The sequence below is a fragment of the Flavobacterium sp. HSC-61S13 genome, from assembly GCF_024171535.1.
Classification (GTDB): Bacteria; Bacteroidota; Bacteroidia; order Flavobacteriales; family Flavobacteriaceae; genus Flavobacterium.
On the sequence record NZ_JALJZV010000004.1, the window covers coordinates 195,426 to 210,947 of the forward strand.

Genomic DNA, 15,522 nt, shown 5'->3' on the forward strand with positions numbered 1-15,522 from the left:
TCCCATGCGGAAGAATACTATATTAATTTTGAGCTTATGGAGTTTTGGTCTTGGTTATGGTCAAGAGAAACCCGCTTTAATCGAGAGTAAACCCACAGATATATCGGAGATTGTCATTTATGAAACCCGACTTCAGTTACCGGGTTCTTTGAAAAATAGAAACCTGCAAATTTTAGATAAAGAGCAGATCAAACAATTGCCGGTTCGGTCGGTTAATGAGTTGTTGGCTTATGTATCGGGAGTCGATGTTCGCCAACGCGGTCCCTTTGGTACTCAGGCGGATTTGAGTATCGATGGCGGTAGTTTTGAGCAAAACTTGGTTTTGCTAAATGGGCAAAAAATCAGTGATCCCCAAACTGGACATAATAGTTTAAATATACCCGTACCGATGGAGGCCATTGAACGTATTGAGGTAGTTCGCGGACCATCTGCGCGTTTGTATGGCGTTAATAGTTTAACTGGAGTGGTTAATATAGTGACTAAGAATCCGCAGAAGAATGGGGTTTTTGCTCATGTATATGGGGGAAGTAGTTTTGAGAAAGATACGGAAACGGGGCACGATCAGTGGTTTAACGGTCGTGGCTTCCAACTCGGAGGATCTTGGGTCGAAAAAAAACACAATCACCTGATTTTTGGTAGCCAAGAATCGGGTAATGGTTATCGATACAATACGGATTTTCACAACAGCAAGTTGTTTTATCAAGGAAATATTCAACCCAACGACCGAAATACCGTAATGGTTTTAGGGGGATTGGTTCGCAGTTCATTTGGTGCAAATGGTTTTTATGCTTCACCTATCGATAAGGAGGCTAAAGAAATTGTCAATACCTATTTGTTGTCGTTGAGTTCTAAACATTTGGTTTCAGATGCGTTAACCATAGCTCCAAGCATTGCCTATCGCTATAATTACGACGATTATCGCTTTTATCGCTTTGATCTGAGCAAAGCGCGTAGTCAGCATTATTCTAACGCATTGACTTCGGATATCAAGGCTCATTATCAAACCAATTACGGTGTACTTTCGATGGGGGCAGAGATGCGGTACGAGGAAATTAATTCGAGTAATATCGGCGAGCACAGCCGTTCAAATTACGGTTTGTTTGCTGAATTTAAACGCGAATTCTTTAACCGTCTAGACGTGAATGCCGGTGCGTATGTTAACTATAACTCCTTTTATGGTTGGCAGGTTTTTCCGGGAGTCGATGCGAGTTATCGCGTAACAGATCAATGGCAGGCGTTGTTTAGCGTAGGAAGTAGTCAGCGCATTCCGTCTTTTACAGATTTATACTTAAATCAAAAACCCAATTTGGGAAACCCACATTTAAAACCCGAATCTGCCTATCAGATCGAAGGGGGAATTCGTTTTAAGACCGAAAATTTGTCGGCAAATGCATTTTTATTTTACCGAGATATCGACCAATTTATCGATTGGGTACGCGCAGACGAAACCCTGTCTTGGCAAACCGATAATGCCGCTTCTAACAGAACCACAGGATTTAATACCTCAGTGAAATACCGTTGGAACCGACCTACAGCCTTTTGGGATTTTGGTGTCAGCTATACCTATCTTTCTCCAAAAATAGAAGCCCCAAAGGGCTTGTCAAAATACACGGTAGAGAGTTTTAAACATCAAATCGTAAGCACTATTAATTATAGAAATAAACAATGGTCTGCGATGTTGGCAAACCGTTATAATGAACGTCTTTCATACAAAAGTTATTTTTTAACCGATGCTCGAATTGGATATGACTTAAAGAAATACAATGTATACTTGGATGCTCAAAACATCTTTAACGTTACTTACGTAGAGGCAGGAGCGGTGCCGATGCCCGGACGATGGTTTACATTAGGAGTAAAATTCAATACCTTATAGTAATTGGGCGTGACCGTATGAATGGACTTCAACAGCCCATTTATACGGTCGGGCTCTTTGTTACAATCTTTTTTACGCAGGCTCCAAAAAGGATTTTCACTTCGATCCCTCACGCAGCGGTGTGGGATAAAAATGTTATTCTCGAATTCGGATGCCGCGTTTGTTGATTGAAAAGTTTTTATATTCAATTTCTACCTGTGCTTCGCCATCTTCGAAACTACTGGCGTAATCGAATTGCAAAGGAATAATGATTTTTCCTTTGTCGTTGATATATCCAAATTTATCACCGTTAGAAACCAATGCGAGGCCTTCAGAAAAATCACCGACATAATTATAGATTGCCGGGATTATTTTTTCACCAAGCGTATTGAAAAAGCCCCATTTATGAAGTTCCATAAATGGAATCATACCCTCATTGCTCGTGTGAAGTTCATCATAGATATAGGGTATAATCAAAACGCCTTTGTCGTTAATGGCTCCTTGCTGTTCCTTATAACTGACTATCGCAACCCCATCTGTAAACGATTCAATTTGGAAAAAAGAAGGTGTTAGTACCGTTTTACCAGCATCATCACGAATACCGAATAAACCCAAATTTTGATCTTGATACCAGTGGTAGCCATTTGTAAAAGCAAAGGCGGGATCATTCTGAACATCAATCACCTCTTGTTCGTCGAGGAACTCCTCTTCATTGTATTCTAGTATTTGAAAATTAAGTGGAATTTTAAAGATGCTTAAAGGCACCAGCATTTCTGTGATGTTTTTAGCTTGAATACCAACTTCTTGTTCAAAGTTTGACGTGATTTCTAAAGCTGCTCCTGGAATGCGGTCTAAGTACGAATATTGTCCCCATACGATATTCGGTAAGGATTCGTCATACCAAATGTTGATTCCCACGGTTTGGGTGTCGTCAAAAGTGATTGAGGCCCGTTTGCACATACGGCCTGCTACAATTTTGGTTTCCGGTAAAAAAGCAATCTTTAAATAATCGTTATTGGTTTGCGTTTCTTCGAGTGCATGGGTGCTGTTGGATTTGCTCGGATAGCTCGGATAGGCATTTTGTGCCACACTATCGATAATATAAGCCGTGTTTTCGAGGTAATTGGAAACATAAATTCGCTTCAGGAAACTGTTTTCTTCCACGCGTAAATAGTTCTTGTTGGCATAGACCGTCATTAAAACGTGGTTTTCATCGCTGCTTAGCGTCTTGATGAGAAGATCTAAATTGCTATGGTCACCCGGCTCCATGCTGGAAGTAGCTGTTGTATTTCGATAAAAAGTATAGTCTATTTTAAAGACTTTTTCTTTGGGATCTGATGGTGTTGCCACGGCCCAAAGGGGGATACAAACGAGCAATAATATTACACGTAAATTCATTCGAAATAAGCGAGTTGTAAGAGTGAGTTTCAGCTGGCAAATGTAGTTGATAATTAGATACAAATACCAGCTGATCTTAATTTTTTTTAATCATAGTTGCACTGGCTTGAGCTTTTGGAAAAAGGGTGATATCAGCAAGTTGCATATGTTCTGGTTGTGCTATCGCAAAATATATTGCCCGAGCAATATCTTCCGGTGTTAGCGGTATATATCCTTGATAAACTTGAGCAGCACGATCGTGATCTCCTTTAAAGCGTACGGCAGAAAATTCCGTTTCTACAGCACCTGGTGCCACGTTGGTTACCTTAATTCCTCGCTCTTGTAAATCCATTCTCAATCCCTTGCTGATCGCTTCAACGGCTGCTTTAGATGCGCAGTAGACCGTGCCGTTGAGGTAGGTTTCTTTACCGGCTATAGAGGATAGATTGACGATGTGGGCATTCGAACTACTTTCCATCAGGGGAAGCACGGCTTTGGTTACATAGATCAAGCCTTTAACATTGATGTCGATCATTGCATCGAAGTCATCCAAGTCTGCATCTTGAAAACGATCTAGTCCATGCGCATTTCCCGCATTATTAATCAAAACATCGATCGTTGACCAATCTTTGGGTAAGGATCCAATCGCGCTAAAAACAGCCTGTCTGTCGCTAACGTCAAAAGACAAGGTCGTCACTTCAGTGATGTTTTGTAATTCTTGTTGTATGGCTTGTAGTTGTTGGGTTCTGCGGCCACATAAAATGAGACGGTGGTCTTGAGCAAGTATTCTTGCAGTTGCTGCGCCAATTCCTGATGTTGCGCCGGTGATCAATGCGGTTTTCATGTCTTGTTGAATTATTGTTTTTTAAAGTAATTCTCGTTTTGTAATGCTACAATACGGTTTGTCTTAAACCTTGTAGCAAACACAACCAAAGATAATTGAAAAAAGACGATTCTTTCATTCTATCGACGCGTTTAATCTCGGTTTCTAAAGTTTTACCCTTGGTGTCGTTTCGTATAAATAGGTTTCCCACCGCAGATAATAGTTTCCGTTTTTGTTCTCCGTCTTTTCGATAGAGGGTCATCTTCAAGTCTTGGTATTGCATACCGAAAGTACCCACGGCATAATCGTCGTTTCCACTAAAATTAAAAGTAACCAATTCCAGCGTTCCCGAAGCAGAAGCTTTGACATAAGGTTTCAAAAAGGCATTCATCGATACAGCGGGGAAGTTCGTTATTTTACCCTGAATATTAAATCGTTCCCGGGTATTCATAATGTTAAAAGTCCAAACCACATGCAAAGGCGCGGCTTTCATAAATGTAGCATCAACGACAATTTCCGTTGTTGGAGTTTTAGTTCGTCCATATCCGCTATAGACGTTTTTAATATTCGCATTAAAATTGCTGAAAGTTAATTTTCCCGGTGCAATTGCTTTGTCATCAACCTCTTCATATTCTATTTGAGCACCGACTATTTGAACATGGGGAATCTCCAAACCAAATTTTAAATCGCGCAGTTTTTTGCTGTACATTTTACTCGGACTCATATCTGGAGGAGGTGTGGTATTGCGAAAAATATTGGCGTATACCTGATTTAAAACTACCTTTTGAGTTTTTAAATAAAAGGTTTCCTTGGCATCAAATCCCCAGTCAAAGTTTTGAAGTAAGATTTTTTTGGTGTGTATCGTATAAATATCGTCGGCTAGTTTAAACATTTTTACGTGTTGTGCTCTCGAAAATTTCGATTTCATCTCGATATTAGCTATTTCGAGATTTTGGTCTACGACCTTGATCCCATTGGAAAACACATCGTAGAAGCGTCCTGTATTGTAATGGATTTTACCCGTTGATAATCGAGGTGATTGATAGGTAAATGGGACCTTGTTTTTTACGGTTTTATCGTCAATGCGAATTTGACTTAAAGACATATTGAAGTCGGCCACTTCCAAGGTGTTTTTTTTACCTTGTAGGTCTTTCATCGCATACTGTGCATTTTCGATCTTAAACGATTCAATTTCTATAACGTCATCCAAAATCCCCAATCGATTTTCCTGTGAGGGTTGGTTACTACCTTTCTTGGGAAAATGAGTAAAAATAGGATTCTTTAAAAGAACTTCTTCGATGTGTAGATGTTGAAATTCGCGATTAGATATTTTTGAAATACGAATATTGACATTTTGTACATCTAGAATCTTAAGAGAGTTAAACGACGATTTTTCGATCTGGATTTGATCGATATCCACTCGAAAGGGAATCAACGGTTGTATCACTTGCTCAGCCTGTTTTTTAGCAGCCTGAAAAACCGTTTGCTTTTTTTGATCTAAGATTTTAAAATTGATGGAATCGATGTTGATGCTGCCGATTTTTAAAAAGAAATTATTGTCTATATAACCCCAGTCTGTGCCGGTTAATCGCAATTTTGGTACCACTACGTCCATACGGGTGTTTGATGAAGTAGTTTGGTTTTTAAACGTTGTTCGATCAATATCGGGTATGATTCGAAATTGATCGAGATCTAGATGAGTTGGATCAACCGTGATTGCTTCGGTTTTGATGTGTTGAAATTCATTGAGTTTGCTAAATACCGAATCACAGCGGATTTTAAAGTTGGTATAAGTAAAGGGTATGTCTTTATCTTGAGTGTATTTGCCGAGATGTACGCCATCAACTTCAAGATTGATGTTATAGAGTTCTTGAAGCCGCTCTTTGCCGTCGGTCGTCATCATTTTTAGGTGAGCGTTTTTTAAGCTGATTCTACTGATGTCGATCACGCTTCCTAACTTTGATTTGGTTTTGGTGGTATCGCGTTGTTCGGGTTTGAATACGGTGATGTCCGGTCCAATGATAGCGATTGTCGATGCTTTGAGATTGCGGTTTTTAAAGAGCTCCTTAAAATTTACGCCAATCAAACTGATTTTGTCGACAGTGCCCAAGAAATCAATGTCTTTTTTGATGCTTACTCCAGGCTTGGGAGTGACTTCAATATCCTCGATGCTAAGGCTGTTGTTGAAAATCGAAAAACTGAGGCTGCCGTATTTAAAGTCATAAGCCGTATCATTTCGTGACTCTATAATTCGGGGTAATTGTGTTTTTATAAATACATTGACACCAAAGTGGATCAGTAAAATAAACCCGAATATACCACCAACTATATACACTGTTTTTTTGAACCTGTTTGACATCTTCATAAGGTGCGACGATTAGGGAGAGGGTAATTAATGTTTCATTAAATGTACTTAAATATCGGGATAATTTTTAATATATAAGGTGTTTTATTGCCGATTTGATCGGCGTCGAATTAACGAATAACCAGTTTGTATTTTTGCAACAGTCCTTGAAGACCGTTTTGTGAGAATATCGCCTTCTCTAGTTTTGTTTTCTCGGGATCGATGGTATAGTTATAGCTGCTAAAAAAATCGGCTTTATTGGCGATGGACTCGGTAAAAACGGCTAGGTGTAGGTCACAATGGTCAAACAATACTTCGGTCAGATCTGTTTTCATAAAATCAGCACTGATTAAGCTGCAATTGATAAACGTCATGCGTTTCATTTTAAGACCGTAGAATTGCGTAAAATCCATATTGCAGTCGGTAAAACGGTAGTCGTATAAAACTTGGTCTGTCATAGCGAAGTTAACACTGGTCAATTGGCAACCGATAAATTCGCAATTTCTAAGTGCAACATAATTGATTTTAGCCTCTGTAAAATCACAGCGAATAAAAGTACAATCACTAAATACAACTCCGAGATATTCACAACGGCTGAGGTTGCAGTTTTCAAAAGTACAATTCTCAAATTCTTTGAATTGTATTTCGTTTTCGGTAAAAATATGATTTTTATAATTTTGATCGTAAATGAAATCCGCTACCATTTTTTTTGACAAAGATAAGTTTATAAAAATAAAAAACCGCCTCTATAGGTAGAGGCGGTTTTGCAATAAACATAAACTAGACTTGTGTTAAGTATTGTGATGAGGAATAGCCTTCAACGCCTTGTTCGTTTCGGATCAGAAACCAGTCGTTGTTGTATTTACTCAACAGGGTTACTATAGAATTGTGAGCAGATTTGCCTAATAGTGGCTGGTCTTTGCCCGGTCCTTTTCGGATATTGAGATTGGAATTTACCGTAGTTACCTTTAATTTTGTCGCATTCGGATCAACTCCAACATTGATGTTTAAAATAAGATCTCCAGAACGAAAATCAGGATCGATTTCATTATAGATGTTCCATAATTTATCTTTAGTCGCACCAGTGCTCGCTTCTCCATCGATGTATAACACCGCATCTTGTTCGCGCACTTGCAAGTTGCGAACGGATTCTGATTGAGCAGTCTGGATTAATTTGGCATATTTTTCTTGTAGACTCATGAGTTTTGGATTGAAGATGAATAGTACTATTTGATTTGTAATTGATTTTCAACCTTTTTCGGATGAGTGGCATTAACCGCTTGCATCAATTGAGGTAAAACATTTCGTTCAACCGAACCGGTCAAAGTGACTACACCGTCTTTTACGGACGATTGTACATTTGGAAAAGCACTTAATACGGTTTTTAAATCGTTGTTTAACTGGTCGTCAGCGTGTATGGTAACAGCCTCTGGTGATGGAATAGCCGGAGCTTGTGAGATTTCAGATTGATCCACAACCGATTTGATTCCCGAAGTAGCCTTGATGTCTTTTAGAGCTTTCTCGCGACTTGCTTCATCTATAAATACCCCAGTTACCGTAGCAACACCATCTTTTACCTGGACACTGATTCCCGGATCTAAAGTTTTTTCAATAGATAGTTTTGCCGCAGCATCTTTCTCTGTTGACGATTTACATGAGGTGGCTATGGCAGCAACCAATAATAGTCCGATACTTAATTTTCTTGCATTCATAGGGTTTTCTTTTTGGTTAATTTTTATCTAATTTAATAAAAAAAAGAATTTATGATAATCGAAGTCTTAAAAATTAACAATTATTTAATGAATCAAACCGATAGATTGGGCGCAGGTCTTACGCGATAGGTGCATTGCGAGGGAGTAGAAGAGAAGGCAGTCCGGTTGACCAAGCAAAACCATAATCCGTATTGTCAGGGTAGTTCCGCATAAACGGATAAAAAAAAACGATCAAATACTAATTTGATCGTTTTACTTATAGGTTATTCTAGAATATGGGGAATAAAGCGACTTTTATCAGTCGTAATCATGCGATCGCTTTCTCGGAAAGTAATTCCACAAGGTTCCTGACCGATAATCCAACTGCCGATTATCGAATATCCCGAGTGCTCTTTGTGAAGTGATGCTAATTCTTGACAGATATAACCTTCTTCGCCATAATCTCCCGGTGTAGCTTCAATGATTTTTCCGTTAATATACAGTGTGACATTGGCGCCTTCTCTGGATAACAGGGGCTTTTTAACGTAATTGACAAGGGTTTTAGGCTCGTCGAGATAAGTTTCTAATAAGAGCGGGTGATTTGGGAATAGTTCCCACAGCACGGCTAATATGGCTTTGTTGGATAAAATCATTTTCCACGACGGTTCAATCCAATTGGCTTGATCGACGTCGTTTGGAATATGCAGTGAAAAAGCTTCTTGTACCATCCATTCCCAAGGGTATAATTTAAAGATGTCCGTGATGGTTTCTTCTTCTAAATCGACAAAATTTAGACCGTTCCAACCCAGATCATCAATAAAAATAAGTTTGGTTTTGATACCGGCTTGCATCGCACAGTCCCGTAAATATTCAACATTGGTCAAATCTTCTAGCGTTTCGCGTAAGCATGCGAAATGCAAAACAGACCCTTTCAGATAAGGTTTTAATTCTTTCCAAGTAGCAATCAGTCTATCGTGAACCGAATTGAATTGGTCGGCTTTTTTTCCAAAGTGGTGTTGCATCCACTGCCATTGAATTACGCCAGTTTCAAATAAGGAAGTCGGCGTATCGGCATTAAATTCTAAAACCTTGAGTTGTTTTTTGATATCGTCGTACGCAAAATCAAAACGACCGTAGATACTCGGTGCATCATTCTCCCAACTTTGTTCGATGTGCTCGTGCATAAAGATAGGAATGTGAAAGGCGTTGTATTTGCGGTTGGTGATGACGTGATCAACGGCTTTTAAGCACATATTCCACAGCGTAGAAGTTGCCTCAGCAATTTCATCGGCGAGCCCTGGACTGATCGAGTAATAATAGTTTTCTACCCAATAGGTTTGATCCCCATCGGTATGATAACCAAAGCCCGTTTTTTCTAAGCGCTCTTGCCATTGGTTATCGGCATTAATATGTTTTATTCTCATGTAGGTGTTCTCGTTTTCAATCACCATAGTAGGTTTGCCAAACACATACGTGTTAGCGAAACGCAATGCCTGTGGTAATTTATTTGAAGGCTAATGTTGGTTTATACTTATTAGACATTGAAAAATGCACATAAGGGGGGAACAAGGCCTTTTTTATAAAGTAGGGTAGCGAATTAGGTTATGAAGAAGCCGAAGGTTTAGCCGAAGATCCAAATCCACCTCGGGCGGTTTGTGCTTTCATGGCGTTGTTTTTAGCTTGATTCGTACCTACGTTCGACTTGGTAGCTATACCGTTGCTCATATAACCATTTCCACCCATCATCGGGCGAAATGCCATATACCACAATAAAGCACTACCCATACCCATACCGTTATTTCTGGAGTATTCCTGGGTTACTTCGGTGTATGGAGCTGAACTATCCGCTCTCATATATACTTTTTGTTTCTCTTCTTGCTGCGGTTTGGAGCAAGAGGCTAAGGCTGATGAAATCAGGATTAGCGAAACCATTTTACTGCTTTTTCTCGTACTCATTATTCGACAGTTACGTAGATTGGGGTTTTGGTCATATCGATACCGCTATCCTTGGTATCAGTGCTCCAGCTCATTACTTTGGTGGCCGTTTTAATCGTGTCTACCTTGGTAGCGATGATTTCATTATTAGCCCAGATTTTTTGACTGCTGATGTGCAAAGTAGTGTCACCTGCAACTACGGTTTTTAAAACGACTTCACGAGCCGAGGTTTTGTCTAAAGACTCCAATTTGTTATCTGCTGTATTGCTACAGGCTGTTAGTATTAATCCAAATAGGAAAAAGGCGCTTATATTCTTCATTGTGTGGTAAGTAAAAAGTGTTTTTATAAAAACTGGAACAAAGTTTGAATTTTTTTTTGTGGATTCCAACAAAAAATGCGTGGAAGCGCGCCTTTTTTACGCCCAAATAATTCTTAAAATTTTCAACCTCATTGAAATAAGCGTATTTTTGAAGCAAAGCTGCTGTTATGGATCGGATTGCGATTTTGAAAATTGACGAATTAAATGAAAATAGCTTTGGCAATGATTTTTATGCCAATACCATCCCCAATCATTTAATCAGTAATCACAAGCGAATTGAGAAACCACATAAACACAATTTTTATGCAACCATCCTTTTTACCAAAGGATCGGGAGTACATGAAATTGACTTTAATTCTTATGACGTTAGACCTGGAAGTGTTTTTTTACTAGCTCCCGGACAAACTCATAGCTGGGAACTGTCTGAGGATATCGATGGTTTTATTTTCTTTCACACTCAGGAATTTTTTGATATGGTTTTTGTTCGTGAACGCATTCGAGAATATCCCATTTATACCTCCATTTATCATTCTAGTGCTATTTATATCGGTGGCGAATTTTTAGAACACATGTCTCATTTATTTGAACAAATTCTACTGGAGTATAAAAGTAGCTTGTGGAAAAAGCATCAATTGATCTTAAATATAGCCTCACAATTGTATATCGAGCTCAATCGATATGCGATAGCTGAAGACGATTTTCCAACCGCTCATTTCAGTCAATATAATTTTCGATTTCTCGAATTTGAAGATTTGGTTGAAGAACACTTTCTGACCATAAAATCGCCAGCACAATATGCCGATTGGTTGCATATTACTCCGAAACACCTCAATCGAATCACACGCAGTCTCGTCAATAAAACAACTACCGATATTATATTGGAACGCGTTGTATTAGAAGCCAAACGCATGCTGATTTACACGGGGAAGAGTTTTAATGAAATAGCCAGTTTGTTGGGATATGAAGACTATTCGTACTTTTCTAAGCTGTTTAAAAAACGCTCTGGTGAAACCCCGCGGGAGTTTCTTAAGCGTTACGAGTGATTAGTGATCGGTAATCAGTAATCAGTGATCGGTCGATTGTCGAATCACGATTTACGATTTACGAAAAAAAGCTATCTCGATGAGATAGCTTTTTTTGAATGCACGGGTGGAGGGATTCGAACCCCCATCAACGGTTTTGGAGACCGCTATTCTACCCTTGAACTACACCCGTAGTTTGTTGTTCAGTGGCGCAAATATAATATATTTAATATGACATTTCCTACTCTTCTTTGTAAAAGACATTGAGCCACATGATGCGCGACATCTTGTAATTAAAGGCAGAGAGCAAGAATGCTACTACAGCAATGGTAATGAAAATCTGAATAAAAGTCAGTTTAAATATTAGTCCTAAGACAATTACGGAAACCATTTCTGCAACGGTTAAAGCGTAGCTCATATACATGGCGCCCACATAAAAGCCGGTTTCTCTATGAAAAGAATATCCACAATTTTCACATTTAGGTTTCATTTTGGGCATTTTGAATAGGAATGGATTTCCTTTTTCATCAAACAATTTTGTTTTACCGCAATTAGGACAAGTCCCGCTGATTACTTTAGTTAAATATGACATAGTGTATTTTTTATGCAAATTTCGATAATTATTATGGATATAGCTAGTATTTAATGTTGCACACTTTGGTCTTATTCGGACATTTTAAAAAGAATACCTGTTTTGAAATAAAGGCAAAAGAAATCGGATGTACTTGATACTGGGATATTAAAGCGTTTTTTTTGCTTCTAAGCGCAGAACTATGGCGCGGTTACTTTTTTTGTTTATGGCTTTTTATGACATTTAGACCGGAATTAAACTTCAATAAATTTAACAAGAGGGTTGTTTTTTTACCAATTAATATAGAATGGTAAATCTAAACTACGACTCTGTAGTTTAAGCAAGAGTTCTTTATGCCGCTAAAGTAGGTGAAAAGGGCTTTAAATACCAAATGGGACATCGAATTATTATGGTATTTAAAGTGCTTGACTTTGGTTTTATTCGGACATCTTGTTGTTCTTTTTGATGTTTTTAAATATTGTTTTTAGTTATGTAAAGTAGTGTTTTTTAGCTTATTGTGGTTGTTTTTCATGTTTTCGAATGCACTATTAAATGTGTTTTTGTGCAAATCGCCAATTTTTTTCGGTACCTTAGCTAGAGAATGAATAGGTCAAAAGGTAGACCGTGCGAACATCGATTTTACGGACCATTATTTGCCGACTTTACTATGAAAAATTACGAAAATTTACAGGAAACCTTGTCTTTTTATGGGGTCCATTGCCATCAACCGTATTATATATCGTCTGGTAATCCTATCTTTAAATTCCCCAAGGCGCCTTTCCGCATTGATTTTTACGCAATTTGTCTATGTATACAAGGTGAAATAGAGGTGGAAATAGATATGAAACAATACCAAATTACCCAAAATGGTTTTTTGATATCTGCGCCTTCAACGATTATAAAATTTCTAAGTACTACGGCTGATTTTCGAATGCAATTGCTGTTTTTTGATAAAACATTTTTGCTGAAAAACATATCAAATCCCTTTTTTATCGAAAAGTTGTCTTTGTTTCAGAATGGTTCTTTTAGCGTGGTCAATTCAACGGAGATCAATTCTCGGAAATTGTCGGGTTTGCTGAAGTATTTGTTGGAAACCACCCAGCGTCAAGGGCAATTTATCGATGATATTATCCGCTCAATTATCTTTAATGTATTGTTGGAAATAGCGCAAATCATCGGTGCAAATCAGGACGAAAACCGAGTTTGTAGCAATGATAATATGCTGTTTGTAAAATTTAAGGACCTGGTGCAGCAACAAATAGCGGGAAGAAAGGAGGTGCAGTTTTTTGCAGATCAAATGGCTATTACCAACAAATATTTGATTAAAGTAGTCAGAAACGCATCGGGTAAAACACCCCATGAGGTCATCGATGAGCAACTACTCAAAGAAGCTTGTGTTTTGCTGAGTAATCCGCAACTGAATTTAACGGAGATTGCCTATCAACTCAATTTCAGTAGTGTTTCTGCCTTCGGGCGTTTTTTTAAAAAACACGCCATTTCTTCGTTGTCTGCATACAGAAAAAATCAAAATTTATAAATAAGTGAAAATCAGTAGCATTTTGGCGAGTTTGAGAGTGTAATGGAATTAGAGGATGTAACTAACTTTATTACATTAATCAAAAATCACTGTTATGAAAAAAATCACTTCAAAATTCGAGAAGATCTTGAATGCGTCTACAGAGTACGGAAAGGTTAACCACCAACCCGATTCGAGTAAAGAACAACAACGGAACACACCCGATAAAGCGATGCCCTTTTCAGATCAGATTGGAAATTATCAACGCAATAAGGGAATTCCTCCAAAATCGTTTGACAACAGTAAATTTTATATTGTCGGTAGTGGTATCGCAGGAATGTCTGCGGCTTACTACCTGATTCGCGATGGACATGTTCCCGGCAAAAACATTATTTTTTTAGAGCAATTAAACATTGACGGTGGTTCGCTAGACGGATCTGGAAATGCCAAAGACGGCTACATCATACGAGGTGGACGTGAAATGGATATGACCTACGAAAATTTATGGGATATTTTTCAGGATATTCCCGCTTTGGAAATGCCTGCTCCCTATAGTGTTTTAGATGAGTATAGACTTATTAACGACAACGATTCTAATTATTCCAAAGCGAGATTGATTCATAACTGTGGAGAAATTAAAGATTTTAGCAAGTTTGGACTGGGTAAAAAAGATCAATTAGCCGTGGTAAAACTCTTGCTAAAAAACAAAGAAGAGTTAGATGATATTGCTATTGAAGACTATTTTCAAGAATCTTTTTTGAGTAGTAATTTTTGGACGTTTTGGCGTACAATGTTTGCCTTTGAAAATTGGCATAGTTTATTGGAGTTCAAATTGTATATGCACCGTTTTTTACACGCGATTGATGGTCTGAACGACTTATCGGCTTTGGTGTTTCCAAAATACAATCAATACGACACCTTTGTGACACCTTTACGCCGTTTTTTACAAGAAAAAGGAGTGAAAATTGAGTTGGATGTCTTGGTAGAAGATCTCGATATGCAAATAAATATAGACGGAAAAACGGTTAAGGGACTGATAACCGAGCAAAACGGTAAAAAAGTTGTTATACCGGTAAGCTCCGATGATTTTGTTGTGGTGACTACGGGATCCATGACAGAGGATACTTTTTATGGAACCAATAAAAAAGCACCGTTGATTGCCATTGATAATGCAACAAGTGGAAAAAGTCCGGGTTGGATGTTATGGAAAAATTTGGCGGCCAAATCAGAAGTTTTTGGGAAACCCGAAAAATTCTGTACCAACATCGAAAAGTCCTCTTGGGAATCGGCAACGTTAACTTGTAAACCTTCGGCTTTAATCGATCGATTAAAAGATTATGCTGTAAACGATCCGTATTCCGGCAAAACGGTTACGGGTGGTATTATCACAATAACGGATTCGGATTGGCTAATGAGTTTTACTTGTAATAGACAACCCCACTTTCCAGAGCAACCCGATGATATTTTGGTGTTGTGGGTATATTCCTTATTTATGGACAAAGAGGGGAACTACATTAAAAAAACCATGCCTGCTTGTACAGGAGATGAAATACTCGCTGAACTATGTTATCATTTAGGGATTCTCGATCAACTCGATGATGTGGTGGAAAACACTATCGTACACATCACATTTATGCCTTATATAACTTCGATGTTTATGCCAAGAGCACAAGGGGATCGCCCAAAAATAGTACCAAAAGGCTGTACCAATCTCGGATTGATCGGTCAGTTTGTTGAAACCAACAACGATGTGGTTTTTACTATGGAGAGCGCTATTAGAACGGGTAGAATAGCGGTATATGAATTGTTGAATCTCAACAAACAAGTGCCGGATATTAATCCGTTGCAATATGATGTGCGTCACCTATTAAAAGCAGCAAGAACCTTAAACGACGATAAATCCTTTGTTGGAGAAGGGCTATTGCGCCGAGTATTAACCGGCACTTATTACGAACATATCTTACCGGTATTGAACGAAGATAATGAAGAACAGGATTCTTTTATAATGGATCAAATGAACCGATTTAAAGATTGGTTAAAAGGTGTAAAAGGATAACAATATAGATTGTAA

14 protein-coding genes and 1 tRNA gene are annotated in these 15,522 nt (G+C 38.4%); 4 read left to right on the forward strand and 11 right to left on the reverse strand.

Going from position 1 to position 15,522, the window contains the following annotated elements:
* Positions 1-4 precede the first annotated feature (4 nt).
* On the forward strand, positions 5-1,873 hold the full coding sequence (locus tag L1275_RS05840) for a TonB-dependent siderophore receptor (protein WP_253470766.1): 1,869 nt from the start codon (positions 5-7) through the stop codon (positions 1,871-1,873).
* A 135-nt stretch (positions 1,874-2,008) separates the two neighbouring features.
* On the opposite strand, the gene L1275_RS05845 is transcribed toward L1275_RS05840, so the two are convergent.
* The 9 genes from L1275_RS05845 to L1275_RS05885 all read right to left on the reverse strand — a co-directional run bounded on the left by L1275_RS05845 (position 2,009) and on the right by L1275_RS05885 (position 10,342).
* Positions 2,009-3,250: a WG repeat-containing protein gene (locus L1275_RS05845; protein ID WP_253470768.1), complete on the reverse strand. Its 1,242-nt coding sequence runs from the start codon at positions 3,248-3,250 to the stop codon at positions 2,009-2,011.
* Positions 3,251-3,326: 76 nt separating this feature from the next.
* A complete protein-coding gene (locus L1275_RS05850; RefSeq protein WP_253470770.1) occupies positions 3,327-4,073 on the reverse strand; it encodes an SDR family NAD(P)-dependent oxidoreductase in 747 nt (248 codons plus the stop codon).
* A 46-nt stretch (positions 4,074-4,119) separates the two neighbouring features.
* Positions 4,120-6,417: a hypothetical protein gene (locus tag L1275_RS05855; protein ID WP_253470772.1), complete on the reverse strand. Its 2,298-nt coding sequence runs from the start codon at positions 6,415-6,417 to the stop codon at positions 4,120-4,122.
* A 110-nt stretch (positions 6,418-6,527) separates the two neighbouring features.
* Complete coding sequence (locus tag L1275_RS05860; RefSeq protein ID WP_253470881.1) at positions 6,528-7,100, reverse strand: pentapeptide repeat-containing protein; 573 nt, start codon at positions 7,098-7,100, stop codon at positions 6,528-6,530.
* Between the two features lie 76 nt (positions 7,101-7,176).
* Positions 7,177-7,596 carry an SH3 domain-containing protein gene (locus L1275_RS05865; RefSeq protein ID WP_253470774.1) on the reverse strand — a complete coding sequence of 140 codons (420 nt, stop codon included), beginning with the start codon at positions 7,594-7,596 and terminating at the stop codon, positions 7,177-7,179.
* Positions 7,597-7,622: 26 nt separating this feature from the next.
* Positions 7,623-8,108, reverse strand: coding sequence for a BON domain-containing protein (locus L1275_RS05870; protein ID WP_253470776.1), 486 nt, complete (start codon positions 8,106-8,108; stop codon positions 7,623-7,625).
* A 263-nt stretch (positions 8,109-8,371) separates the two neighbouring features.
* Positions 8,372-9,511, reverse strand: a complete 1,140-nt coding sequence (locus L1275_RS05875; protein WP_253470778.1) for a glutathionylspermidine synthase family protein — start codon at positions 9,509-9,511, stop codon at positions 8,372-8,374.
* Positions 9,512-9,689: 178 nt separating this feature from the next.
* Positions 9,690-10,043: a hypothetical protein gene (locus L1275_RS05880; protein ID WP_253470780.1), complete on the reverse strand. Its 354-nt coding sequence runs from the start codon at positions 10,041-10,043 to the stop codon at positions 9,690-9,692.
* Positions 10,043-10,342, reverse strand: coding sequence for a hypothetical protein (locus L1275_RS05885; protein WP_253470782.1), 300 nt, complete (start codon positions 10,340-10,342; stop codon positions 10,043-10,045). The genes L1275_RS05880 and L1275_RS05885 overlap by 1 nt, the downstream gene beginning before the upstream one ends.
* 167 nt (positions 10,343-10,509) lie before the next feature.
* Here L1275_RS05885 and L1275_RS05890 point away from each other — a divergent pair, with 167 nt between their 5' ends.
* The gene (locus L1275_RS05890; RefSeq protein WP_253470784.1) at positions 10,510-11,385 is read left to right on the forward strand and encodes an AraC family transcriptional regulator; all 876 of its coding nucleotides are present in this window, start codon (positions 10,510-10,512) and stop codon (positions 11,383-11,385) included.
* Positions 11,386-11,486: 101 nt separating this feature from the next.
* Here the strand turns inward: L1275_RS05890 and L1275_RS05895 are convergent.
* Positions 11,487-11,557, reverse strand: a tRNA-Trp gene (locus L1275_RS05895).
* A gap of 48 nt (positions 11,558-11,605) precedes the next feature.
* The gene (locus L1275_RS05900; RefSeq protein ID WP_253470786.1) at positions 11,606-11,956 is read right to left on the reverse strand and encodes a DUF983 domain-containing protein; all 351 of its coding nucleotides are present in this window, start codon (positions 11,954-11,956) and stop codon (positions 11,606-11,608) included.
* 646 nt (positions 11,957-12,602) lie between these two features.
* Here L1275_RS05900 and L1275_RS05905 point away from each other — a divergent pair.
* Together L1275_RS05905 and L1275_RS05910 are read left to right on the forward strand one after the other, a co-directional pair.
* Positions 12,603-13,472, forward strand: a complete 870-nt coding sequence (locus L1275_RS05905) for an AraC family transcriptional regulator (protein WP_253470788.1) — start codon at positions 12,603-12,605, stop codon at positions 13,470-13,472.
* Between the two features lie 94 nt (positions 13,473-13,566).
* Entirely contained in the window at positions 13,567-15,507 is a 1,941-nt protein-coding gene (locus L1275_RS05910; protein WP_253470790.1) for an oleate hydratase, read from the forward strand.
* Positions 15,508-15,522 lie beyond the last annotated feature (15 nt).